Consider the following 22,981-nt stretch of genomic DNA (forward strand, 5'->3'; position numbering starts at 1 on the left):
GGCCCGGTCAGCCCGCCGCCGGCACCTGCGTGCCGAGCAGGACGGGGAGGCGGGTCGTGCGCGGCTTCGCCGGGACCTCGGCGACGGCTCGGGGCAGGGCCTGCTCCACGCCGTGGACCACGGAGAGGTGGCGGTCGGCTCGGCTGAAGGCCGTGTAGACCCAGGGGCGGCTCAGGGCCTGGGCCGCGTCGCCGGGGAGGACCACGACCACCGCGGGCCAGCGGGCGCCCGCCGCCTGGTGTGCGGTCAGGGCCCAGCCGTGCCGTACGGACTGCTCCACCCGTTCCTTCGGTACGACGACGGCCTCGCCCTCGCAGGACAGGTGCAGTCCCTCGGCGTCGGCCTTCACCACCTGACCCGGCACCGTACGGCCCGGCGCGGGGGAGTAGGCCACGCAGTCACCGGGGTCGAAGCCGCCGAAGCGGCCGGGGCCGGGGTTGAGGCGTTCCTTGAGGGCGGCGTTGAGCGCCCGCGTGCCTGCCGCGCCGCCGTGGCCCGGCGTGATCACCCGGGTCTCCTCGGCGGTGACGCCGAACGCGCGGGGCACCGAGTCCGCGACGAGCTGCACGGTGCGGTGCACGGCCTCGCCCGCGTCCCGCACCGGCACGATCACGACCTCCTTGCCGGGTGCCTCGACCTGGTTGAGCTCACCGATGCCGATCCCGGACACCAACTCGCCCAGCGGACCAGGATCCGGCTGCCGCGAGGCGATCTGCGGACAGCTCCGCGCCGCCAGCAGGTCGGCGAACACCCGCCCGGGCCCCGCCGACCACAGCACCGCGGGATCCCCGACCAGCACCAGCCGGGCTCCGTCCGGCAACGACTCCGTGAGCAGGGCCGCCGTCTCGACATCCACCTGCGGTGCGTCGAGTACGACGAGCAGATCGAGGTCGAACGCACCGTCCGTGTCACGGCCGGGCCCTTCGGCACCGGAGAGCAGACCGGCCACGGTGGCGACGCCGGGTGCGCCGGGCGCGCCGGTTTCGCTCAGCCGTGCGGCGAAGCGGCTCCGCCCGATCGGGCTCTGGGTGGCCGCCCAGGCCCGCAGACCGAGAGCCCGCGCCGCGTGCAGCAGTGCCGCCGGTTCGGCCAGGGACGCCTCCCCGCCGGTGTGGAGGACCAGGCCGTGGGTCGCCACCGCGCGGACCAGATCCGCGGCGGAGCCCGCGTCGGCCGCGGCCCGCTCCCAGTCCTCGGCCGAACCGTCCTGCTTCGGCGCCGAGTTGATCAGACGGGCGAGTCCGTCGGCGAGGCTCTCCTCCGCGAGGGCGTACCGCTCCAGACCGACGAGGACACGGACCGGCCGCTCCTCGTCCCCCTCCTCGGCCTCGTCGTCCCGCCGGGCCGGGGCGCCGGGCGCGTCCAGGGTGTCCTGGAAGGCCAGGGCCTCGCCCTCGGCCAGGGTGTTCTGCACGGCCGCATCGGCGTCGGGCACACCCCGCTGGTTCAGCGCGGCGGTGAGCGTCGTCAGCTCAAGGGCCGTGTGCCCGGCCAGGGCCGCCTGGTCCAGCAGCCAGACGGTGACCGCCCGGCCGCGCCGCTCGTCGTCGGGTGCGCACTCCGCGCCGAGCAGCGCCCGCGCGAACCCGTCGGCCTGCTCCGGCCGTACACCGCCGATCCGCAGCAGCTGCCAGGGATCCGCCCGCAGTTGGTCACCCGCGCCCTCGCCGAGGGCCGCGGCGGCCTGCGCGGCGAGAGCCTCCGGTGCACCTGCGTCGGCCAGTACTTGCCGCACCGACTCGACGGCCTCCGGCGCCGCAGCCGCCGCCCCGTCGGCCGCCACGGGCCGCGGCGGGCGCACCGGCTGCGGAGCGGGGCGGCGCGGCGGCTCCGGCTCGCTGAAGACGGTGGCCGGCGGCTTCGCACCGCTCTCCACGGCCCGTACGGCGGCCAGCAGATCGGCGGCCTGCCCGCTGAGCTTGGCCCCGCTCTCCACGGGCGCCTGCCTCTCGGCCTTCCGCCGCTCGATCCGCTCCCGCTCGATCCGCTGAGCGGCAATCTCGGCCTCGGTCTCCGACAACTGCGCCCCGTCGCCCCCGTCGCCGTCCTTGGCCGCGGAGTCCTGAACGGCGGCTTCCCCGTCGCCACCGTCCGCCTCGACGGCAGGGCTCGCGCCTTCGCCTACACCTTCGCCTTCCGAGGCCTGGCGGTCCCCGGACGCCGTTTCGCTTTCGGCAGGCCGCTCCTCGGCACCTCCGGTGCTCGCCCCCGGCGCGGCCTCCGTCGGCCCCGGCTCGGTGTTCCCCGTGGTCTCGGGCGGCTCCGTGCTCACAGCGTGCTCCAGTCGTGATCGGGATAGTGATGCACGGGCGCCGACACATCGTCGAGCGCCCGGCAGATCTCGTCAGGAAGACTAAGGGCCTCCACTGACAATGCCGCCGTGAGCTGCTGCGCGTTGCGCGGGCCGATGACGGGCGCGGCCACGCCGGGCCGGTCGCGGACCCAGGCGAGGGCGACCTGCAGCGGGGTCACGGCCAGCCCGTCGGCGGCCGTCTGCACGGCGTCCACGATGCGGCTCGCCGTGTCGTCGAGGTACGGCGCGACGAAGGGCGCCAGGTGCTCCGAGGCGCCGCGTGAGTCGGGCGGCGTGGCGGTGCGGTACTTGCCGGTCAGGACACCCCGGCCGAGCGGGGAAGAGGGGAGCAGGCCGATGCCCAGGTCCAGCGCGGCCGGCAACACCTCGCGCTCCACGCCCCGCTGGAGCAGGGAGTACTCCAGCTGTGTGCTCGCCAGCCGGGTGCGTATGCCCGGCGCCGCGAGCTGCCAGGTCCCCGCCTTCGCGAGCTGCCAGCCGCAGAAGTTGGAGACGCCGGCATAGCGGGCGCGTCCGCTGCTGACGGCCAGGTCGAGGGCCTGGAGGGTCTCCTCCAGCGGCGTGCACGGATCGAAGGCGTGGATGTGCCAGACGTCGACGTATTCCGTGCCGAGCCGGGCCAGTGAGGCGTCCAGCGCGGAGAGCAGATGGCCGCGCGAGCCGTCGAAGCGGCGGTCGGGGTCGGGAACGCTGCCCGCCTTCGTCGAGATGACCAGGTCCCGGCGCGGGACGAGCCCCTCCATGAGCCGGCCGAGCAGGTACTCGGCCTCCCCGTCGCCGTACACGTCGGCCGTGTCGACGAGGGTGCCGCCCGCCTCCCAGAAGGTTTTCAAGAGGTCGGCCGCATCGTGCTCGTCGGTGTCCCTGCCCCAGGTGAGGGTGCCGAGCCCGATCCGGGACACGCGCAGGCCGGTGCGGCCGAGATGCCTCTGCTCCATGAACGCCGAGATTACTGGCCAGAACCTGGCATGTGGGGGCCTGTGGATAACCAGTTTTCCGGACGGTGACCGGGGAAACCGGCGGCCTCGCCGCCGCCTGCGGGGCGACGCCCGCCACACCGGCCTCCCCGCGGGACGTCCCCCGCGCTAAGGTCGGGCCCACAAGGGACGTTACTGATCGGTAAGGGGATCGGCCATGCAGCTCGGGATCAACCTCGGCTACTGGGGTGCCGGAATGGACGCGGACAACCTCGCCGTCGCGCAGGAGGCCGACCGGCTGGGGTACGCCGTGTGCTGGGCCGCCGAGGCGTACGGCTCGGACGCGGCCACCGTGCTGAGCTGGGTCGCCGCCCAGACCGAGCGCATCGACGTCGGCTCCGCCATCTTCCAGATCCCGGCCCGCCAGCCGGCGATGACGGCCATGACGGCCGCGACACTGGACTCGCTCTCCGGCGGCCGCTTCCGGCTCGGCCTCGGCGTCTCCGGGCCGCAGGTCTCCGAGGGCTGGTACGGCGTCAAGTTCGACAAGCCGCTGGCGCGCACGCGGGAGTACGTCGAGATCGTCCGCAAGGCCATGACGCGCGAACGCCTCTCGTACGAGGGGCAGCACTGGACGCTGCCGCTCCCCGGCGGCCCCGGCAAGCCGATCAAGCTGACCGTGCACCCCCAGCGCGAGCACATCCCGCTGTACATCGCCGCCATCGGCCCGAAGAACCTCGAGCAGACCGGTGAGATCGCCGACGGCGCCCTGCTGATCTTCCCCTCCGCCGAGCACCTGGAGGACACGACGATCAAGTACCTGCGTGCCGGGCGCGAGAAGGCGGGCAAGACCCTCGACGGGTTCGACGTCTGCCCGACCCTGCCGCTGGCCGTGGGCGACGACAAGGACGTGGCCACGCTGGCCGACACCTTCCGCCCCTACACCGCGCTGTACGTCGGCGGCATGGGCAGCCCCAAGCAGAACTTCTACAACCAGCTCGCCCAGCGCATGGGATACGAGAAGGAAGCCGCGGAGATCCAGACCAAGTACCTCTCCGGCGACAAGCAGGGCGCCGCGGCGGCCGTGCCGCACGACCTGATCGACAGGACCACGCTGCTCGGCTCCGTCGACCGCATCGCGGACCGGATGAAGGCCTATGCGGCGGCCGGGGTCACGACCCTGTCGCTGGCTCCCGCGGGCTTCACGCTCGACGAGCGGCTCGCCTCGCTCCGCGCCGGCACCGAGGCCCTGGAGCGCGCCGGTCTCGCGTGACGCCCGGCGTCACGGGCAGGCCGCAGGACCTGCCAAGTTCAGCGGCCGTGGTGGGGGCTCGGGGGTCTTCCCCGCCACGGCCGTCATGCAGAACAACGCGCGCGTGTCCACGCGGTTACGCCCCCGTCGTACCCCGATCGTCATTCTTTTGGCGGAGTTGTCCGACACAGCTGTTGCAGCACCTCTCTTGCCGCATTTGACTCGTTCTTTGCGGAATCCTGCGGTGTCCTGCAGAGAGGTGCCCCACGATGCTTTCGGCCAAGAGTCTGTTCCAGGAGATCATCGACAACGACGAGTCCTTCCGCCTGTTCTGCTCCATCGCAGCGAGCGGCGAGACCCAGGGCGGCTGGGAGAACGCGCGTATCGCCGCGCTCGTCCCGGAGAGCCAGCGCCCGCTCGCACCCAAGATCACCCGGCACGGGGCGGACGAGGACAAGCACGGGCGGATCTTCAACGCCCTGATGAAGAAGCGCGGCCTCGAACCCGTCCCGGTCCCGCCCGAGACCGACTACACGATGCTGCTGGAGCAGCATGGCATCGGTCTCGCCCACGAGAAGCTCAAGTCCGAGCAACCGCTCACGGTCGAGGACGTCATCGTCTACCTGTCCCACAGCCGGGTCACCGAGCAGCGGGCCGCCGACCAGATGGTGATGCTCAGGAAGTACTTCGCCGACCACCCGGACGTCGGCAAGGCCGTGCGGATGATCTCCAACGACGAGGACAATCACCTCGCGTACACCCATGAGGAACTGCTGCGCTTCGCGGCGGCAGGGCGCGGCCGGCTGATCCAGCGGACGCTGCGCGAGTGCGCGCTCGCCGAGATCGGGGTCTACCGGGACGTCAGCCTCGCGGTCATGGACCACATGGGGCGCATCCTCGGCTGGTCCCGCCCCAAGGCGGCCGTGCTCGCCGCGGGCATCCACGCCATGTACGTCTGGGAGCGCCTCGCGGGATGGCGGCGCATGGTGTCCCTGAGGATGCCGGAACGACGCGACGCCCTCGGCGGACCCGCCACGTCCGCGCCCGAGTTCGCCTGACCGTATCCGGTCCTACAGCCAGCCCCGGCGTTTGAACAGCCGGTACAGCAGCACCTCCAGGGCGGCCATGCCCGCGATCAGCGCCGGATACGACCACAGCCAGGTCAGCTCCGGCATGTGCTCGAAGTTCATGCCGTAGATCCCCGCGATCATCGTGGGGACCGCGGCCATGGCAGCCCACGCGGAGATCTTCCGCATGTCGTCGTTCTGCCGGACGCTCGTCTGCGCGAGGTGCGCCGACAGGACGTCGGAGACGAGGCGGTCGAGGCCCTCGACCGCCTCGTTCACGCGCGTGAGGTGGTCGCTGACGTCGCGGAAGAAGGGCTGCGCCTTGTCGTGCACGAAGGGCACGGGCAAGCTGAGCAGACCCGTGTCGGCGAGCCGTTCCAGGGGCTGCGCGAGCGGGCCGGTGGCCCTGCGGAACTCCAGGACCTGCCGCTTGAAGGCGTAGATCCGGGACGCCGTGTGCCGTGAGCCGCCGCGGGCCGGCGAGAACACCTCCGCCTCCAGTTCGTCCAGGTCCGTGCCCAACTCGTCCGCCACGTCCACGTAGTGGTCGACCACGGCGTCGGCGATCGTGTACAGCACCGCCGTGGGACCGTGCTGGAGCATCTCCGGCTCGTGCTCCAGACGGCTTCGTACCGCCGCCAGGGGGGCCTCCTCGCCGTGCCGGACGGTCACCACGAACGAGTCGCCGATGAAGACCATCACCTCGCCGGAGGTGACGACGTCGCTGTCCGGGTCGTACCCGACCGGCTTGAGGACCATGAACAGCGAGTCGTCGTACACCTCCAGCTTGGGACGCTGATGAGCGTTCAGCGCGTCGTCCACGGCCAGCGGATGCAGCCCGAACTCCTCGGTGACCTTGTCGAACTCCTTCTCCGTGGGTTCGTACAGGCCGATCCAGACGAACGCGTCGTCCTGGAGGCGGCACAGATCCAGGGCGTCGGAGATGTCCCCCGGCCCCGGTATCCGGCGCCCGTCCCGGTAGATGGCGCAGTCGACGATCACGGAGCGTATTCTCCCGCCCTCCGGCTCCGAACGCACCCGGTCGTGCGCCTACCCTGGGCGGCATGCCCACGCTGATCCTGGTCCGGCACGGACGTTCCACCGCCAACACCGAGGGACTGCTCGCCGGGTGGACGCCCGGTGTCGCCCTCGACGAGCGCGGGGCCGAGCAGGCCGCCGCGCTGCCCGGACGGCTCGCCGCGCTGCCGCTGTCCGAGGTCGTCACGAGCCCGCTCCAGCGCTGTCAGGAGACGCTGCGGCCGCTCCTCGAAGCCCGGCCCGGACTCACCGCGCACACCGACGAGCGGATCGGGGAGTGCCACTACGGCGACTGGTCCGGCCGCAAGCTCGCCGAGCTCAAGGACGAGCCGCTGATGGAGGTCGTCCAGGCGCACCCGTCGGCGGCCGCGTTCCCCGGCGGCGAGTCGATGCGGGCCATGCAGACCCGGGCCGCCGAGGCCGTACGCGAGTGGAACGCGCGCGTGGAGCGCGATCACGGTGCCGACGCCGTGTACCTGATGTGCTCGCACGGCGACATCATCAAGTCCCTCGTCGCGGACGCACTGGGTCTTCATCTCGACCTCTTCCAGAGGATTTCCGTTGAACCGTGTTCCATCACCGCGATCCGCTACACACGCCTGAGGCCGTTTCTCGTACGCCTCGGGGACACCGGTGATTTCGCGTCCCTCGCCCCGCGCGAGGAGCCGCCGGCCGGTGACGCGACGGTCGGTGGCGGCGCGGGCGCACCGTGATCGTCCGGCGCAGTAGGGTGAAGCGGTCGAAGCAGCGCCGTACTCACGATTTCGCCGACCCACGATTCGCCGTACTCACGATTCCAATGGAGACAGGACGTGTCCCGTCAGGTGTTCCTCTACGACCCCCCGGACCGCTTCGTGGCCGGTACGGTCGGGCTGCCCGGGCGCCGTACGTTCTTCCTCCAGGCCGCCGCAGGCTCCCGGGTGACCAGCGTGGCCCTGGAGAAGACCCAGGTCGCCGCCCTCGCCGAGCGCATGGACGAGCTGCTCGACGAGGTCGTACGGCGTAGTGGCGGCAGCGCCTCCGTCCCCGCCATGGCGCCCTCCGAGATCGCCGACACCGAGCCGCTGGGCGCCCCCATCGAGGAGGAGTTCCGCGTCGGCACCATGGCCCTTGCCTGGGACGGCGAGGAGCAGCGGATGATCGTCGAGGCGCAGGCCCTCGTGGAGCTCGACGCCGACTCCGAGGAGGACCTCGCCGAGGCCGAGGAACGGCTGCTTCAGGACGAGGAGAACGGGCCCCCGATGCTGCGGGTCCGGCTCACCGGCGCGCAGGCGCGAGCCTTCGCCAAGCGTGCCCTGGACGTCGTCAACGCGGGGCGGCCGCCGTGTCCCTTGTGCAGCCTCCCGCTCGACCCGGAAGGACACGTATGTCCGCGCCAGAACGGATACCGCCGCGGAGCGTGACCTCGGTGGAGCTGCTCACCGAGGGTGAGCTGACCGTGCGCGGCCGCATCCGCGAGGCGTCCAACGCCGCGCTGTTCTGCACGGTCGCAGACGACGGGCAGGAGGTGTCCTGCATCTACAAGCCGGTCGCCGGTGAGCAGCCGCTGTGGGACTTCCCCGACGGGACGCTCGCGCAGCGCGAGGTCGCCGCGTACGAGATCTCCGAGGCGACCGGCTGGGGGCTCGTGCCGCCCACCGTGCTGCGGCACGGGCCGTACGGCGAGGGCATGGTCCAGTTGTGGATCGAGGTGACGCCCGGGGCGGAGCTGCTGGCCCTGGTCGACGGCGAGGAGCCCGAGCCCGGTTGGAAGGCCATCGGCCTCGCCGAGGTCGGCGAGGGGAAGACCGCGCTGCTGGTGCACGCCGACGACGAGCGGCTACGGCGGCTGGCTGTCCTGGACGCCGTGATCAACAACGCCGACCGCAAGGGCGGGCACCTGCTGCCCACCGAGGGCGCCCGGCTGTACGGCATCGACCACGGCGTCACGTTCAACGTCGACAACAAGCTGCGGACCCTGCTGTGGGGCTGGGCGGGGGAGCCGCTGACCGGGGAGGCCGTCGAGGTGCTCGGCTCCCTGCGCAAGGGGCTGGAGGCGGGCGGTGAGCTTGCCGTACGCCTGGCCGGGCTGATCACGGCCGCCGAGGTGGCAGCCACACGCGCGCGGGTCGAGGCGCTGCTGACGTCCGGCAAGCATCCGGAGCCGAGCGGGGAGTGGCCGGCCATTCCCTGGCCGCCCGTCTAGGAGCACGCTCTCCGGTTATCGCGAGCAGCACAGCGGCCGGTATCGCGCAAGAACGCCTCACCGGCCATCCGGCCCGGTCCGGTTCGTGTACGGAACATCCGTCCGGTTAGGCTCATGACATGTATGCCTGGCCCGCTTCTGAGGTCCCCGCCCTGCCCGGTCAGGGCCGCGACCTGAGGATCCACGACACCGCGACCGGGGGCCTGGTCAGCCTTGACCCCGGTCCCGTCGCCCGTATCTACGTCTGCGGCATCACGCCGTACGACGCCACTCACCTGGGGCACGCGGCGACCTACAACGCGTTCGACCTCGTGCAGCGCGTGTGGCTCGACACCAAGCGGCAGGTTCACTACGTCCAGAACGTCACCGACATCGACGATCCGCTCCTGGAGCGGGCCGAGCGTGACGACATCGACTGGGCCGCCCTCGCCGAGAAGGAGACGGCTCTCTTCCGCGAGGACATGACCGCCCTGCGCATGCTGCCCCCGCAGCACTACATCGGCGCGGTCGAGGCGATACCCGGCATCGTGCCGCTCGTGGAGCGCCTGCGGGACGCGGGTGCCGCGTACGAACTCGACGGCGACGTCTACTTCTCCGTCGAGTCCGACCCGAACTTCGGCAGGGTGTCCAACCTCGACGCCGCCGCCATGCGGCTGCTGTCCGCCGAGCGTGGCGGCGACCCGGAGCGGCCGGGCAAGAAGAACCCGCTCGACCCGATGCTTTGGATGGCCGCCCGACCGGGCGAGCCCAGCTGGGACGGCGGTTCGCTCGGACGCGGCCGGCCCGGCTGGCACATCGAGTGCGTCGCCATCGCCCTCGACCACCTCGGCATGGGCTTCGACGTCCAGGGCGGCGGCTCCGATCTCGCCTTCCCGCACCACGAGATGGGCGCCTCGCACGCCCAGGTGCTCACCGGCGAGTTCCCCATGGCCAAGGCCTACGTCCACGCCGGCATGGTCGCGCTGCACGGCGAGAAGATGTCCAAGTCCAAGGGCAATCTCGTCTTCGTCTCCCAGTTGCGCCGCGACGGCGTCGACCCCGCCGCCATCCGGCTCGCCCTCCTCGCCCACCACTACCGGGCCGACTGGGAGTGGACCGACCGGGTGCTGGAGGACGCCGTGGCCCGCCTCGGCCGCTGGCGTGCCGCCGTGTCCCGGCCCGACGGGCCGCCCGCCGAGGCGCTGGTCGAGGAGATCCGCGAGGGCCTGGCGAACGACCTGGACGCCCCGGCCGCGCTCGCCGCGGTCGACCGCTGGGCCGCCGCACAGGAGGAGAGCGGCGGCACGGACCCGGGTGCCCCCGGCGTCGTATCGCGGGCTGTGGACGCGCTGTTGGGCGTGGCTCTCTAGGAACCCCCGGCAACCCCGGACACGAGAGGGGCGCTTCCTCCCCACGGGTGGAAGCGCCCCGACGCGTTTGTTCAGGTGCCCGTCAGAGCCGCTGGATGCGGACGCTGCGCAGCACGCTCGGCGACTGGGTGTCCCAGATGCCGATCACCTGGTGCCCGAATGCGAAGGCCTGCTGGATCTGCTGGTGGATCTGCGGGTTCGGGTTGTTCAGGACCCGGAACTGGTTGTTGATGCGCAGGAAGATCTGATGCGGCTGCCCCTGCAGCGGGTGGACGATGTCGATGAAGCCGTTCGCCACGCCGGAGGCCGGCGCCTGCGTCTGGACCTGCTGGACGACCTGCTGCACCGCCGCCAGCGCGACCTGCTGCAACTGCTGCTGCATCTGCTGCTCGGCCTGCTGTGCCTGCTGGTCCTGCTGGCCCAACTGCGGGCCGGTGAACTGCTGCTGGCCCAGCTGCTGCTGGGGCTGCTGTTGGCCGAACTGCTGGCCGAGCTGCTGGAGCAGCTGCTGGTAGGGCTGTTGCTGGCCGAGCTGCTGGAGCTGCTCCAACGAACCGCTCATGCCCATGCCGGACGGCTGCTGCTGGCCGTAGCCCTGCTGCTGCCCGTAGGGCTGCTGCTGGTACGGCGACGTGCTCGGGAACTGCTGGCCCTGCTGTTGTCCCATGTGACTCATCTGCGGGGTGGTGCTCATTCGGGTGTCACCTTCCCTTGATGTGATGGGCTGCGTCAGCCGGTGATCACCAGGCCGACGATCTCGTCGTCCGAGAACCACACTCGGACATCGGGCCGTCCCCCCGCGAAGGCGGTGTGGACCGCCTGGCGGATCTCCGGGGACGGGTGGTTGAGGTTCCGCCACTCACCGGCCACGAACAGCCGGAGCCGGGGCGGAAGTTCACGTGGATACGGCAGCAGCTCGTCCCAGTACCGCTCGGCGCGGCCGGAGCCGACCGCCTGCGGTACCAGATGGGTGACGGCCGCCTTGATGTCGGGCCGGTTGCCGATCCGCTGGGAGGCGGGCCGGCCCGGCGCGTCCTGCTGCGGGGAACCCGTCGCCCGCAGCACGGCACGCGCGCGCTCGGGGGACATCGGCGGCCTGCCCGCCACCTTGAGCATGCCCTGCAGCGCGGCCAGCGCGCCGACCACGACCGGGGAGGCGGACGACGTCCCCGAGAACGTGTCGGTGTACCAGGCGATCTCCTCGGGTCCGCCCTGCAGATCGCCGGGCCTGTCCCAGGAACCGCCCGTCGTCGTCACCTCGCGTCCCCAGCCCTGCGCGTCCACCCGGGCGCCGTAGTTGGAGAACGCCAGCCGTGAGCGGTCGGGACCGTGGTCGCGGCCGTGGGTGCCGGGCGGCGGGGCGCCCGCGCCGACCAGCACGGACCCGGAGCCCGGGTTGGAGGGGTTGAAGGGGTTGCGCCAGGACTCGGGGAAGCCGTCAGGACGGCGCTCGTAGAGGGCGTCGTCGAGCGACTCGGCGCCGTTGCCCGCGGCGGCGACCACGAGGACGCCCTTGGCGGTGGCGTGACGGACGGCGGCGAGGTCGTCCGGCCACCACTCGAGAGCGACGTAGCCGCGCTGGTCGTCGCGTTCGGCGTACTCGAACCGGGGCCCCGGACGGTGCAGTTCGATCAGCACGATGTCGCCGGGGCCCAGCCGGTCGGCCGCCGCATGGATCGCGGCCGCCGTGCCGATGCCCTGGAAGGACGCGGCCGCGGTCACCGTGTCCGGCACGATGCCGGTCACGCCGTGCTCGCCCCGGTCGCCGCCGATCACCCCGATCACGGCGGTGCCGTGATTGCGCCAGGCGAGGTCGGTCAGCGGGGTGCCGACGACGACGCCGGCCAGTTTGGCGGCCAGGTCCTCGTGGCCGAGCTGCCAGGAGCCCTCCACGTCGATCACGGTCACGCCCTGACCGGTGCCGCCCGGCCGCTGCCAGGCCCAGTGCGCGTCGACGCCCTCGGGCGCGGGCCGCAGATAGCCCTGCCGGCCGCTGTAGTCGGGCGTGACCGGCGTGCCCTCCTTCAGCCGCCCGCTGTCCTCTCCGATCCGGCCGAGTGAGGCGGGCACCGCGCCCGGCTTCACGTACGCCGTGTCGATCCCCGGCAGCGCGGCGATACGGGCCCGCAGTTCCTCGGCGCGGCTCTCCCCGCCGCGCACCCGGTAGAACAGCGCGAGGTCGGGCACGTCCTGTGTGCCGGTGGCCTGCTGAAGCCGGTCCTCGCTGCCGAACAGGGGCTCCAGTGCCAGCTGTTCATCAGTGAGGAACATGTTGAGAGCCGAGACATCGGCGCCCGCCACCGACCGGACGCCCTCGACCCGGGCACGCAGCCGGGCCTCGGGCCGGGCGACGACGATCAGTTCCTGCTCGGCTCCTCGATAGGTGAATCCCGCTCCGTCGGGCCCGGGCCCGGACGCTCCCGGGCCCTGCGCCGGCTGTGCCTGGTCGGTCATCGTCTGCCGCTCCCTTCGGTCCTGCGGGTGGCAAGTGCGGGTGGTGCGGCGCGCCTTCGGGGACAACCAAGCACTCGCGGACCGTTCCGTCCAGACCGCTTTCGCCAACTCGGTTTGGAATCAAGTTGAATTGGGCAACGTGTGCAATCCGGCTTGAAACAGATGTCACGCGGGAATCGGGTCAGATGTGTCCAGTCGCTGTCGAGGGGCTGTCTACGGCTGCGGGGACGGACGGCGTGTGGTGGGGTGGAGGAGTCAGTTGACCGTTGGACCAGCCGACGGCCGGTCCTGTCCGCGGAAGGACGCACCGTGGCCCCCGAGCACCGCTCCTTCGCACCTCATCCCACCCGCCGCGCACTCCTCACGGCCGGCGCCGCCACCGCCGGTGCCGTACTCGTCGGGTCCGCCGGCACCCCCGCCACGGCGGCCGGAAAGACCCGGCCCGCCGTGATCCACCTCCCGAACGGCTTCCGCCCGGAGGGCATCACCATCGGCGGCGGACCGTACGCCTACCTCGGCTCCCTCGGCGACGGCTCGGTCTACCGCGCCGACCTGCGCACCGGCGAGGGTTCCGTCATCTCGGCCGGGCCGGGCACGCCCTCGGTCGGCCTCAAACTCGATCACCGGGGACGACTCTTCGTCGCCGGACGCGGCCAGGGCGCCCGCGTCGTGGACGCCCGCACCGGCAAGATCCTCGCCTCGTACGTCCTCACCACGGCGACCCCGACGTTCGCCAACGATGTGTTCCTGGCCCCGCGCACGGCCTGGTTCACCGACTCCTACCAGCCCGCGCTCCATGCCCTGCCGCTCGGCCGGCGCGGCGAACTGCCGGACGCGGACGAGGTCGTGACGCTCACCCTGAGCGGCGCCTGGAGCCAGGTCCCCGGCGAGGTCGTCAACGCCAACGGCATCACCGGCACGCCCGACGGCTCCGCGCTGCTGGTGGTGCAGTCCGGGGTCGGCGGCCTGCACCGCGTGAACCCGCGCACCGGCGTCACCGAGCTGGTGGACCTCGGCGACGCGGCCCCGCTCACCAACGGCGACGGGCTGCTGCTGACCGGGCGGACGCTGTACGTCGTCCAGAACCGGCAGAACGCCATCGACGTGTTCAGGCTCACCGCCGACGGCCGCAGCGGCGCCTTCCAGCGCCGGATCACCGACTCGCTGTTCGACGTACCGACCACGGTGGCCGCGTACAAGGGCCGCCTCTACCTGCCCAACGCGCGCTTCACCACGACACCGGCACCGGAGACGACGTACGACGTGATCTCCGTGCCGGCGTGATCTCTGGCGGGAACTCCGTGCCGGCCTGCCGAGTTCCGTCCCCGTGAGGCGAGCGAGGGCGGTGCGCCCCGCGCACCGCCCTCGTCCTCACTCCTCCGACGACTCGTCTTCGTCCGTGCCGCTCGGCCTCGGCGGCTTGGGCGGCTTCGTCCGCCCACCCGGGTTGTCCTTCAGGAAGGGTCCGGTCTCCCCGCCGTCCGCCGTGGCGTGCCCGCCCGCCGACGGGTCCCGTCTGCGCAGATACCGCTCGAACTCGCGGGCGATCGCCTCGCCCGACGCCTCCGGCAGCTCCGCCGTGTCCCGGGCCTCCTCCAGCGACTGCACGTACTCCGCGACCTCGCTGTCCTCGGCGGCCAGCTGGTCCACGCCGACCTGCCAGGCGCGCGCGTCCTCGGGCAGCTCGCCCAGCGGGATGCGTACGTCGATCAGGTCCTCGAGCCGGTTGAGCAGGGCCAGCGTCGCCTTCGGGTTGGGCGGCTGCGAGACGTAGTGCGGAACGGCGGCCCACAGCGACACCGCGGGTACGCCCGCGTGGGTGCACGCCTCCTGGAGGACGCCGACGATGCCCGTCGGGCCCTCGTACTTGGTCTCCTCCAGATCCATGCGGCGGGCCAGGTCCGAGTCGGACGTGGTCCCGCTGATCGGGACCGGACGCGTGTGCGGGGTGTCGCCGAGCAGGGCGCCCAGGATGACCACCAGCTCCACGCCCAGCTCGTGCGCGAAGCCGAGGAGCTCGTTGCAGAACGAGCGCCAGCGCATGGATGGCTCGATACCCCGGACGAGCACGAGATCACGCGGCTTCTCGCCGCTGATGCGGACCACCGACAACCTTGTCGTGGGCCACGTGATCTTGCGCACTCCGTCGTCCATCCACACCGTGGGGCGGTTGACCTGGAAGTCGTAGTAGTCCTCGGCGTCCAGTGCCGCGAACACTTCGCCCTTCCACTCCCTGTCCAGATGCGCGACCGCGGTGGAGGCGGCGTCGCCGGCATCGTTCCAGCCCTCGAACGCGGCCACCATGACCGGGTCGATCAGCTCGGGAACCCCCTCGAGCTCGATCACCCAGTGCCTCCTTCCGACGTGCCCTCGCCTGACGACCCAACCTTACGGCGTGCGACGGGGGCGCCCGCAGCCCCCTTGTATGGGGAGTGAACGGATCACTGCCCCGTTCAGCACCCCGGAACACCCCGCAGCCATCCGAGCTGTCCCCGGCCGACGGGCGCGATCGACCGGCCCCGTCACCCACTCGTGTGGCAACGGCCGCAAGCCGCTCCCGGCATGGCCGACCTGCGGAACTCTTGGTCGGGTGAGCGGAGTTGCCTCCAGGTCACGCGTGCGGCGCGCCGGGATCGTCCACGGGCGGCCGTGGGCGTGGCTCTGCTGCCGACCGGCGGCCGGGGCCTGTCTGGCGTTCACCTGCCGGGGGGACCGCGCCGAGGCGGCGTCCGCGGCGGCGGCAGGCCCGTTTCCGCTGCCGGTGTCCTGGCGGGATGCCGACACCGGCCGGGTCGGGGTGAGGGAGGGGCCGGCGGGGCCGGGACGGGGGGATCGGCGCGGTCTTCGCGGACCGTGTGCGTGATCGCCGGCTGCTGATGCCCGGGGTGCCCCTCGGCGCCGCGCCCGACGGCCGGGCCACCTGACACCCCGCCCCGACTCACAGAGTGGACCGCAGCCACTGCTCCACGCTCGCGATGTGCACCGTCGCCCACGACCGGGCCGCCTCCGCGTCGCGGTCCCGCAGCGCCTCCAGGATCGCCCGGTGTTCGTGCAGGGTCCGCCTCACCGCGTCCTCCTGGGTGAGGCCGCGCCAGATGCGCGCTCGCGTGGTGGGTCCGGACAGGCCGTCCAGCAGCGAGCACAGGACCGAGTTCCCCGAGCTCTGCACGATGCCCCGGTGGAACTCCAGGTCGCAGGCGACCAGCTCCTCCACCGACGGGTCGTTGCCGAGCTTGTCCAACTGGTTCGTCAGCGCGCCCAGTTGCTGTTCGCTGATCCGCGACGCGGCCATCGCCGTGGCGGCAGGCTCCAGGATGCGGCGCACGGCGAGGAACTCCAGCACCGTGTCGTCGCGGTGGAAGTCGACGACGAAGCTCAGCGCCTCCAGCAGCAGTTGCGGATCCAGACTCGTGACGTACGTGCCGTCGCCCTGCCGGACGTCCAGGATCCGGATCAGCGACAGGGCGCGCACGGCCTCACGCAGGGAGTTGCGGGACAGCCCGAGTTCGGCGGCCAGTTCGCTCTCCTTGGGGAGCCGGTCGCCGGGGCGGAGCGCGCCGGAGACGATCATGCCCTTGATCTTTTCGATCGCCTCGTCGGTGACTGCCATGGCCGGCCTCCCTGCCGTTCGGGATGTCGTGCAAGACATCCGATGTCTGACGCCATTATGCGGGGTCGACCGAGTGGGCGACCTATACTCCGGACCCATGGCCGACGCAGCGACCTCACCGGACCCCGACCTGGTCAGCGCCCTGCGGGCGTTGTCGAATCCGGTGCGCTTGCAGTTGCTGCTGTGGCTGCGTGAGCCCGAGCGGCACTTCCCGGACCGGGCCATCGCGGACCCCGGCGAGGTCGGGGTGTGCGTGAGCCACATCCAGGCCAAGGCGGGGCTGGCGCAGTCGACGGTGTCGGCGTATCTGGCGGAGCTGCAGCGGGCTGGGCTCGTGCGGGCGACGCGGGTGGGGAAGTGGACCCACTACCGGCGTGACGAGGACCGCATCGCCGGGCTGGTCGCCCAACTCGGGGAGACCCTCTAGTCGTTGGCGTGTCTCGCGTCGGGCGTGGCGTGTCTGTTGCTTCTCATATCGAGAATCTGCGATATTTCGATCCATGGTGAACCTGGGAACGTTCGGCATCTACACCTTCGACTTCGAGCACCAGCCGGCCACACAGGTACGCGACTCGGCCCAGGAACTGGAGGGACGAGGATGGCGGGCGCTGTGGGTCCCCGAAGTCGGCGGCCGCGAGGCCCTCACCCATGCCGGCCATCTGCTCGCCGGCACCGAGCGGTTGCACGTCGTCAACGGCATCGCCCAGATCTGGTCCCGCGAGCCCCGGGCCACGTACGGCGCGAGCGCCCTGCTTGCCGACGCCTACCCGGGCCGGCATGTGCTCGGCCTGGGCTTCGGCGGGCTCAAGAGGCCGGGCGTCAAACCGCTGGCGGCGATGGCCGGCTACCTCGACGAGCTGGACGCCCTCGCAAAGGAGTCACCCGTCCCCGCCCCGCAGACCCCGGTACGGCGCGTCCTGGCCGCGTACGGCCCCAAGATGCTCGCCCTGGCCCGGGACCGCTCCCTCGGCGCGCATACCTACCACGTCAACACCGCCCACACGGTGGCCGCGAGGGAGATCCTCGGCCTGGACGCCTTCCTCGGCGTCGAGCACCCGGTGCTCCTCCAGCCCGACCCCGCCCGGGCGCGCGCGGCCGCACGCGAGCATCTGCGGCCGTATCTCAACACCCCGTACAACCTCGCCAAGTTCCGCAGGCTGGGCTACTCAGACGAGGAGATCGAGCACGGCGGCAGCGACCGCCTCGTGGACGACCTGGTGTTCTGGGGAGACGTGGACACGGTGGCCGACAAGCTCCGGGCCCATGTCGCGGCGGGGGCCGATCATGTCGCCGTCCAGGTGATCGGCATCGAGCCGGGCGGATCCGCGTCGGCGCACTGGAGACGGCTCGGCGAGGCGCTGCTTCCCTGAGAGCGAAAAGGTTCCCTGAGAGACGAAAGCTTCCCTGAGAGACGAAGCTTCCCTGAGAGACGGAAGGGGCGGCTCCGTCGGCATGGAGCCGCCCCTTCCGGTGGTGGCCGGCCCCGGTGCGGAAGGGGCCGCCCTCGTACGGTCCGGCCTGGTCAGGGGAGTGGCCGGACCTGGCGCCGTGGGAGGCTCATCCGGCGAAACCCTCCCTCGGCGCGTGCGAGGTCACTTTTTGTCGAGCAGGTCCTGCACCTTCGCCCGGACGTCGTCCGTCGCCAGACCCCGGATCGTCAGCGTCGTGCGGCGGCGCAGCACGTCGTCCTGCGTCTCGGCCCACTCGCTGTCCCGGGCGTAGACGACCTGGGCCCAGATCTCCGGGGCGTCCGGGTGGACGCGCTCGCCCAGCTCCGGGTTCTCGTTGGCGATGCGGGCGATGTCGAAGGCCAGCGAGCCGTAGTGGGTGGCCAGGTGCTTGGCGGTGTCCGCCGCCATGCGCGGACCCGGCGCCGGGCGGTCGGTGAGCAGTCGGTGGGCGACCGCGCGCGGGTTGGCGATACCCGGCAGAGGCAGCTTCTTCGGCAGCGAGGCGATCGGCTCGAAGTCGTCGCCCAGCGGGTGGCCCGGCAGCGCCTCCAGCTTCTTCATGATCGTGCGGCCGATGTGCCGGAAGGTGGTCCACTTGCCGCCCGCGACGGACAGCATGCCGCCCCGGCCCTCGGTCACGACCGTCTCGCGCTTGGCCTTCGCCGTGTCACCGGGGCCGCCCGGCAGTACGCGCAGACCCGCGAAGGAGTAGGTGATGAGGTCGCGGTCCAGCTGCTGGTCCCGGATGGAGAACGCGGCCTCGTCCAGGATCTGGGCTATGTCCTTCTCGGTGACCGCGACGTCCGCCGGGTCGCCCTCGAACTCCTCGTCCGTGGTGCCCAGCAGGAGCATGTCCTCCCAGGGCAGCGCGAAGGTGATGCGGTACTTGTCGATCGGAGTCGCGAGCGCCGCCTTCCAGGGGGCGGTCCGCTTCAGGACCAGATGCGCGCCCTTCGACAGGCGGATCGACGGCGCGGCATCGGGGTCCTCCATCTTGCGCAGGTGGTCGACCCACGGGCCGGTCGCGTTCAGCACGAGGCGGGCGTTGACGCCGAACTCGTCACCGGTCGTGCGGTCCTTCAGGTCCGCGCCGGTCACCCGGCCCTTGGTGAAGCGCAGGCCGGTGACCTCGGCGTGGTTGAGCACGACCGCGCCCGCCTCGACGGCCCCGCGGACCGTCATCAGCGCCATACGCGCGTCGTTCATCTGGTCGTCGCCATACACGGCCACGGCCTTGAGGTTGTCGGTGCGCAGCTCGGGCACGTCCTGCGCCGCCTTGGCGGGGGAGAGGAGGTGCCCGACGCCGTCACCGAACGCGGAGAGCGCGGAGTAGGCGAAGACGCCCGCCCCGAGCTTCGCGGCGCCGTGCGGCCCGCCCTTGTACACGGGGAGGTAGAACGTGAGCGGGTTCGCCAGGTGGGGAGCCACCTGGCGGGAGACCGCACGGCGCTCGAAGTGGTTCTCCGCCACCAGCTTCACCGCGCCGGTCTGCAGGTAGCGCAGACCGCCGTGGAGCAGCTTGGAGGAGGCGGAGGAGGTGGCGCCGGCGAAGTCGCCGGCGTCGACCAGAGCCACCCTGAGGCCGGACTGCGCGGCGTGCCAGGCGGTGGAGATGCCCAGGATGCCGCCGCCGATCACGAGAAGGTCGTACGACGCCTTGGAGAGCTGCTCCCGGGTCTCGGCTCGGCTCGGGTTGGAGCCGGAGGCCGGGTGCGTCCCCAGGGCAGGCACGGAACTCAGGGTGGACTGACTGGTCATGTCGGGTTCTTACTCCTCATCAGAGCTTCAGAGCTTTCGAGGGCTCTCGTCAGCTCTCGTCGTCCTCGATCCAGCCCATGGTCCGCTCGACGGCCTTGAGCCAGTTCTTGTACTCACGGTCGCGGGTGTCCGCGTCCATGTGGGGGGTCCACTCGGCGGCCCGGCGCCAGTTGGCGCGCAGTTCGTCGGTGCTGGACCAGAAGCCGACGGCGAGACCGGCGGCGTAGGCGGCGCCGAGGCAGGTGGTCTCGGCGACCATCGGGCGCACCACGGGTGCGTCCAGGACGTCCGAGAGGGTCTGCATCAGCAGGTTGTTGGAGGTCATGCCGCCGTCGACCTTCAGGGCCACCAGCTCGTCGCCGGAGTCCTTGACCATGGCGTCGGCGATCTCCCGCGTCTGCCACGCGGTCGCCTCCAGGACGGCACGCGCGAGGTGCGCCTTGGTGACGTACCGGGTCAGGCCGGCGATCACACCGCGGGCGTCGGAGCGCCAGTGCGGGGCGAACAGGCCGGAGAAGGCCGGTACGAAGTAGGCACCGCCGTTGTCCTCGACCGAGAGCGCGAGCGTCTCGATCTCGGCGGCGGTGGAGATCAGGCCCATCTGGTCGCGCATCCACTGCACCAGCGAGCCGGTGACGGCGATCGAGCCTTCCAGGGCGTACACCGTCGGCTGCTCGCCGATCTTGTAGCCGACCGTGGTCAGCAGACCGGCGTAGGAGTTGATGATCTTGTCACCGGTGTTCATCACCATGAAGGTGCCGGTGCCGTAGGTGGACTTGACCTCGCCCTCGGAGAAGCAGGTCTGGCCGAACAGGGCCGCCTGCTGGTCGCCGAGCGCGGAGGCGACCGGGATGCCGGCGAGCAGGTCGCCCAGCTTGCCGCCGGTGACCTCGCCGTAGACCTCGGCGGAGGACCGGATCTCGGGCAGGATCTGCAGCGGCACGCCGATCGACTCGGCGATCTTGTCGTCCCACTCCATGGTGTGGAGGTTCATCAGCATGGTGCGGGAGGCGTTGGTGACGTCGGTGACGTGCTTGCCGCCGTTGACACCGCCGGTCAGGTTCCAGATGACCCAGGTGTCCATGGTGCCGAAGAGGATGTCGCCGGCCTCGGCGCGCTCCTTGAGGCCCTCGACGTTGTCCAGCAGCCAGCGGGCCTTGGGGCCGGCGAAGTAGGAGGCGAGGGGGAGGCCGGTCTCGCGGCGGAAGCGGTCCTGGCCGACGTTACGGCCGAGCTCGCGGCAGAGGGCGTCGGTGCGGGTGTCCTGCCAGACGATGGCGTTGTGGACGGGCTCACCGGTGTTCTTGTCCCACAGCACGGTCGTCTCGCGCTGGTTGGTGATGCCGATGGCCTTGATGTCGTCGCGGGTGATGCCGGCCTTCTGGATGGCTCCGGCGACGACCTCCTGGACGTTGGTCCAGATCTCGTTGGCGTTGTGCTCGACCCAGCCCGGCTTCGGGAAGATCTGCTCGTGCTCCTTCTGGTCGACGGAGACGATCCGGCCGTCGCGGTCGAAGACGATGCAGCGGGACGAGGTGGTGCCCTGGTCGATGGCGGCGATGAAGGGCCCGGCGGTGTGGGCGTCGGTCACTGTTGGCTCCTGGAAGTTCCGTGGTTATGGGGCTTTACGTACGGCGCGTGCTGAGAGTTTCGGTGCTTCTCACTCAAACGGGTGAAGCTCGTACTCCTAAGCAAAAGCGACGTTGTAGATGCCTGCCGCGATGGCGCCGCCGATCAGCGGACCGACCACCGGGATCCAGGCGTAGCCCCAGTCGGAACCGCCCTTGTTGGGCAGGGGCAGAAGGGCGTGGACGATACGAGGACCGAGGTCACGGGCCGGGTTGATCGCATAGCCGGTCGGGCCGCCGAGCGACAGACCGATCGAGACGACCACGAGCGCGGTGATCAGGGCACCCAGGGTGCCGAGGCCCTTGCCGCTGTCGTTCAGGCCCTGCGTGAGGACCGCGAGCACCAGCACGACGGTGCCGATGATCTCCGTGAGGAGGTTCTGCACCGCGTTCCGGATCTCGGGACCGGTGGAGAAGATGCCTAGGACCGGGCCGGCGCCCTTCTCCTGGGCCTCGACGGCCTTGGCCGCGGTGGCCTGCGCACCCGGACCGCCGACGATCTCCTTGTCGGTGAGGTGGGCGTGGAACTGGCCGTAGTAGGCGACCCACACCAGAGCCGCACCGATCATGGCGCCGAGCAGCTGTCCGGCGAAGTACGTCGGAACGTTGCTCCAGTCGTTGTCCTTGATCGCGAGCGCGACGGTCACGGCCGGGTTCAGGTGGGCGCCGGACAGCGGCGCCGAGGTGTAGACCGCCGTGAGTACTGCGAAGCCCCACCCGAAGGTGATGGCGAGCCAGCCGGCGTTGCGGGCCTTGGAGGCCTTCAGCGTCACAGCGGCGCAGACGCCGCCGCCGAGCAGGATGAGTATGGCGGTACCGATGGTCTCGCCGATGAAGATGTCGGAGCTGGACACCCGCGACTCCTTTGTCCTTCGTCCAGGGGAAGCCGAACCTCCGGGTCCCTCCGGTGGTTCGCGTCGCCCTCGGGTGAGAGCGGCGCCGGCCCTTGGCGTTGTCACACTCTAGCGCGTATTGCCGGTAGGTGTTCGACAATGCCGACCGATGGACGGGAGCTTGCCCCGAGGTCACACATGCGTCAAGGGTCACGTCGTCGAATGTGCGATCGTTATTGCTTGTGTTGATTTGTCGACACCGATGAGGACAGTGCGGGGGAACGGCGAAGCGCCGGAACGTCCTACGACGTCCCGGCGCCCATATCTCGCCTCGCTGGGTTTCTCAGAACCGCCCGGCGCCCAGGTCCCGCGACACCGCGCGGGCGCAGTCCCGCACCGCCGCCACCAGCTCGGGGCGCAGCTCGCCGTCCCGGCACAGCCGCTCCACGGCCCCGGTGATGCCGACCGAGCCGACCGGCATTCGGCGCCGGTCGTGGATGCAGGCGGCGACGGAGGCGACGCCCTCCCAGGTCTCCTCGACGTCGGCCGCGTAGCCACGCGCGCGTGTCACGTCGAGGATGTGCTCGAAGGCGTCCAGTTCACACACGGTGCGGTCGGTGAAGGCCTTGCGGTCGGCCTCGATCACCTCGCTGTGCGCGACCGGGTCGTACGCCGACAGGACCTTGCCCAGGGCGGTGGAGTGCAGCGGCTGCATGGCGCCGATCTCCAGCACCTGCCGGCTGTCGTCGGGGCGGAAGACGTGGTGGACGATCAGTACGCCCTGCTGGTGCAGCACGCCCAGGTAGACGCTCTCCCCGCTGGAGCGGGCCAGGTCGTCCGTCCACACCAGGGCGCGGGCCCGCAGCTCGTGCACGTCCAGATAGGTGGTGCCCAGCCGCAGCAGCTCGGCGCCCAGCTGATAGCGCCCGGAGGCGTCGTCCTGCTCGACGAAACCCTCCTGCTGGAGGGTGCGCAGGATTCCATGGGCGGTGCCCTTGGCGAGGCCCAGCGACGAGGCGATGTCGGACAGGCCGAGCCGTCGCTCACCGCCTGCGAGAAGCCGCAGCATCGCGGCCGCCCGTTCGAGCGACTGGATGTTCCGTGCCATCGCCGTACTGCCTCCGT

General features: G+C 71.3%; 20 protein-coding genes. 9 read left to right on the forward strand and 11 right to left on the reverse strand.

Annotation, left to right across the window (positions count from 1 at the left end; translation table 11 throughout):
• Positions 1–7: 7 nt before the first annotated feature.
• Both OHO27_RS34230 and OHO27_RS34235 read right to left on the reverse strand, forming a co-directional pair.
• Positions 8–2,272: a helix-hairpin-helix domain-containing protein gene (locus OHO27_RS34230; protein ID WP_328428827.1), complete on the reverse strand. Its 2,265-nt coding sequence runs from the start codon at positions 2,270–2,272 to the stop codon at positions 8–10.
• A complete protein-coding gene (locus OHO27_RS34235) occupies positions 2,269–3,252 on the reverse strand; it encodes an aldo/keto reductase (RefSeq protein ID WP_328428828.1) in 984 nt (327 codons plus the stop codon). Before OHO27_RS34235 ends, OHO27_RS34230 begins: the two co-directional genes overlap by 4 nt.
• A 196-nt stretch (positions 3,253–3,448) precedes the next feature.
• On the opposite strand from OHO27_RS34235, the gene OHO27_RS34240 reads away from it, so the two are divergent.
• Together OHO27_RS34240 and OHO27_RS34245 are read left to right on the forward strand one after the other, a co-directional pair.
• Positions 3,449–4,504 carry an LLM class F420-dependent oxidoreductase gene (locus tag OHO27_RS34240; protein WP_328428829.1) on the forward strand — a complete coding sequence of 352 codons (1,056 nt, stop codon included), beginning with the start codon at positions 3,449–3,451 and terminating at the stop codon, positions 4,502–4,504.
• A gap of 248 nt (positions 4,505–4,752) precedes the next feature.
• A complete protein-coding gene (locus OHO27_RS34245) occupies positions 4,753–5,541 on the forward strand; it encodes a ferritin-like domain-containing protein (protein ID WP_328428830.1) in 789 nt (262 codons plus the stop codon).
• Between the two features lie 12 nt (positions 5,542–5,553).
• Here the strand turns inward: OHO27_RS34245 and corA are convergent, their stop codons facing one another.
• Positions 5,554–6,552, reverse strand: coding sequence for a magnesium/cobalt transporter CorA (gene corA, locus OHO27_RS34250; protein WP_328428831.1), 999 nt, complete (start codon positions 6,550–6,552; stop codon positions 5,554–5,556).
• 62 nt (positions 6,553–6,614) lie between these two features.
• Between corA and OHO27_RS34255 the strand changes: the two genes are divergently transcribed.
• The 4 genes from OHO27_RS34255 (at position 6,615) to mshC (ending at position 10,122) form a co-directional block, all read left to right on the forward strand.
• The gene (locus tag OHO27_RS34255) at positions 6,615–7,301 is read left to right on the forward strand and encodes a histidine phosphatase family protein (protein ID WP_328428832.1); all 687 of its coding nucleotides are present in this window, start codon (positions 6,615–6,617) and stop codon (positions 7,299–7,301) included.
• 99 nt (positions 7,302–7,400) lie between these two features.
• A complete protein-coding gene (locus OHO27_RS34260) occupies positions 7,401–7,991 on the forward strand; it encodes a DUF3090 domain-containing protein (protein WP_328428833.1) in 591 nt (196 codons plus the stop codon).
• On the forward strand, positions 7,955–8,773 hold the full coding sequence (locus tag OHO27_RS34265) for an SCO1664 family protein (RefSeq protein ID WP_328428834.1): 819 nt from the start codon (positions 7,955–7,957) through the stop codon (positions 8,771–8,773). The genes OHO27_RS34260 and OHO27_RS34265 overlap by 37 nt, the downstream gene beginning before the upstream one ends.
• 119 nt (positions 8,774–8,892) lie before the next feature.
• The gene (gene mshC, locus OHO27_RS34270; protein WP_328428835.1) at positions 8,893–10,122 is read left to right on the forward strand and encodes a cysteine--1-D-myo-inosityl 2-amino-2-deoxy-alpha-D-glucopyranoside ligase; all 1,230 of its coding nucleotides are present in this window, start codon (positions 8,893–8,895) and stop codon (positions 10,120–10,122) included.
• Positions 10,123–10,204: 82 nt separating this feature from the next.
• Here the strand turns inward: mshC and OHO27_RS34275 are convergent, their stop codons facing one another.
• Entirely contained in the window at positions 10,205–10,816 is a 612-nt protein-coding gene (locus OHO27_RS34275; RefSeq protein WP_328428836.1) for a hypothetical protein, read from the reverse strand.
• Between the two features lie 35 nt (positions 10,817–10,851).
• Positions 10,852–12,576 carry a S8 family peptidase gene (locus OHO27_RS34280; RefSeq protein WP_328428837.1) on the reverse strand — a complete coding sequence of 575 codons (1,725 nt, stop codon included), beginning with the start codon at positions 12,574–12,576 and terminating at the stop codon, positions 10,852–10,854.
• Positions 12,577–12,885: 309 nt separating this feature from the next.
• Between OHO27_RS34280 and OHO27_RS34285 the strand changes: the two genes are divergently transcribed.
• On the forward strand, positions 12,886–13,860 hold the full coding sequence (locus OHO27_RS34285) for an SMP-30/gluconolactonase/LRE family protein (protein WP_328428838.1): 975 nt from the start codon (positions 12,886–12,888) through the stop codon (positions 13,858–13,860).
• Between the two features lie 87 nt (positions 13,861–13,947).
• Here OHO27_RS34285 and OHO27_RS34290 read toward each other — a convergent pair whose 3' ends face one another.
• Both OHO27_RS34290 and OHO27_RS34295 read right to left on the reverse strand, forming a co-directional pair.
• Positions 13,948–14,922, reverse strand: a complete 975-nt coding sequence (locus OHO27_RS34290) for a PAC2 family protein (protein WP_328428839.1) — start codon at positions 14,920–14,922, stop codon at positions 13,948–13,950.
• A 592-nt stretch (positions 14,923–15,514) separates the two neighbouring features.
• Complete coding sequence (locus OHO27_RS34295; RefSeq protein ID WP_328428840.1) at positions 15,515–16,186, reverse strand: FadR/GntR family transcriptional regulator; 672 nt, start codon at positions 16,184–16,186, stop codon at positions 15,515–15,517.
• 97 nt (positions 16,187–16,283) lie between these two features.
• Here OHO27_RS34295 and OHO27_RS34300 point away from each other — a divergent pair, with 97 nt between their 5' ends.
• Positions 16,284–16,613, forward strand: a complete 330-nt coding sequence (locus tag OHO27_RS34300; RefSeq protein WP_328428841.1) for an ArsR/SmtB family transcription factor — start codon at positions 16,284–16,286, stop codon at positions 16,611–16,613.
• Between the two features lie 73 nt (positions 16,614–16,686).
• Entirely contained in the window at positions 16,687–17,556 is an 870-nt protein-coding gene (locus OHO27_RS34305; RefSeq protein ID WP_328428842.1) for a TIGR03620 family F420-dependent LLM class oxidoreductase, read from the forward strand.
• 222 nt (positions 17,557–17,778) lie between these two features.
• Here OHO27_RS34305 and OHO27_RS34310 read toward each other — a convergent pair whose 3' ends face one another.
• The 4 genes from OHO27_RS34310 to OHO27_RS34325 all read right to left on the reverse strand — a co-directional run bounded on the left by OHO27_RS34310 (position 17,779) and on the right by OHO27_RS34325 (position 22,964).
• The gene (locus tag OHO27_RS34310) at positions 17,779–19,395 is read right to left on the reverse strand and encodes a glycerol-3-phosphate dehydrogenase/oxidase (RefSeq protein ID WP_328428843.1); all 1,617 of its coding nucleotides are present in this window, start codon (positions 19,393–19,395) and stop codon (positions 17,779–17,781) included.
• A gap of 49 nt (positions 19,396–19,444) precedes the next feature.
• Positions 19,445–20,986, reverse strand: a complete 1,542-nt coding sequence (gene glpK / locus OHO27_RS34315) for a glycerol kinase GlpK (RefSeq protein WP_328428844.1) — start codon at positions 20,984–20,986, stop codon at positions 19,445–19,447.
• Positions 20,987–21,082: 96 nt separating this feature from the next.
• Positions 21,083–21,877: an MIP/aquaporin family protein gene (locus tag OHO27_RS34320; RefSeq protein WP_302001921.1), complete on the reverse strand. Its 795-nt coding sequence runs from the start codon at positions 21,875–21,877 to the stop codon at positions 21,083–21,085.
• A 322-nt stretch (positions 21,878–22,199) separates the two neighbouring features.
• On the reverse strand, positions 22,200–22,964 hold the full coding sequence (locus OHO27_RS34325) for an IclR family transcriptional regulator (RefSeq protein ID WP_328428845.1): 765 nt from the start codon (positions 22,962–22,964) through the stop codon (positions 22,200–22,202).
• Positions 22,965–22,981 lie beyond the last annotated feature (17 nt).

The sequence above is a fragment of the Streptomyces sp. NBC_00443 genome (assembly GCF_036014175.1).
Classification (GTDB): domain Bacteria; phylum Actinomycetota; class Actinomycetes; order Streptomycetales; family Streptomycetaceae; genus Streptomyces.

Bases quoted from the DNA above. Each gene is read 5' to 3' on its own strand.
- OHO27_RS34235 (WP_328428828.1), bottom strand. From the start codon at position 3,252: ATGGAGCAGAGGCATCTCGGCCGCACCGGCCTGCGCGTGTCCCGGATC.
- OHO27_RS34240 (WP_328428829.1), top strand. From the start codon at position 3,449: ATGCAGCTCGGGATCAACCTCGGCTACTGGGGTGCCGGAATGGACGCG.
- OHO27_RS34245 (WP_328428830.1), top strand. From the start codon at position 4,753: ATGCTTTCGGCCAAGAGTCTGTTCCAGGAGATCATCGACAACGACGAG.
- OHO27_RS34255 (WP_328428832.1), top strand. From the start codon at position 6,615: ATGCCCACGCTGATCCTGGTCCGGCACGGACGTTCCACCGCCAACACC.
- OHO27_RS34265 (WP_328428834.1), top strand. From the start codon at position 7,955: ATGTCCGCGCCAGAACGGATACCGCCGCGGAGCGTGACCTCGGTGGAG.
- mshC (WP_328428835.1), top strand. From the start codon at position 8,893: ATGTATGCCTGGCCCGCTTCTGAGGTCCCCGCCCTGCCCGGTCAGGGC.
- OHO27_RS34275 (WP_328428836.1), bottom strand. From the start codon at position 10,816: ATGAGCACCACCCCGCAGATGAGTCACATGGGACAACAGCAGGGCCAG.
- OHO27_RS34280 (WP_328428837.1), bottom strand. From the start codon at position 12,576: ATGACCGACCAGGCACAGCCGGCGCAGGGCCCGGGAGCGTCCGGGCCC.
- OHO27_RS34295 (WP_328428840.1), bottom strand. From the start codon at position 16,186: ATGGCAGTCACCGACGAGGCGATCGAAAAGATCAAGGGCATGATCGTC.
- OHO27_RS34300 (WP_328428841.1), top strand. From the start codon at position 16,284: ATGGCCGACGCAGCGACCTCACCGGACCCCGACCTGGTCAGCGCCCTG.
- OHO27_RS34305 (WP_328428842.1), top strand. From the start codon at position 16,687: ATGGTGAACCTGGGAACGTTCGGCATCTACACCTTCGACTTCGAGCAC.
- OHO27_RS34310 (WP_328428843.1), bottom strand. From the start codon at position 19,395: ATGACCAGTCAGTCCACCCTGAGTTCCGTGCCTGCCCTGGGGACGCAC.
- OHO27_RS34325 (WP_328428845.1), bottom strand. From the start codon at position 22,964: ATGGCACGGAACATCCAGTCGCTCGAACGGGCGGCCGCGATGCTGCGG.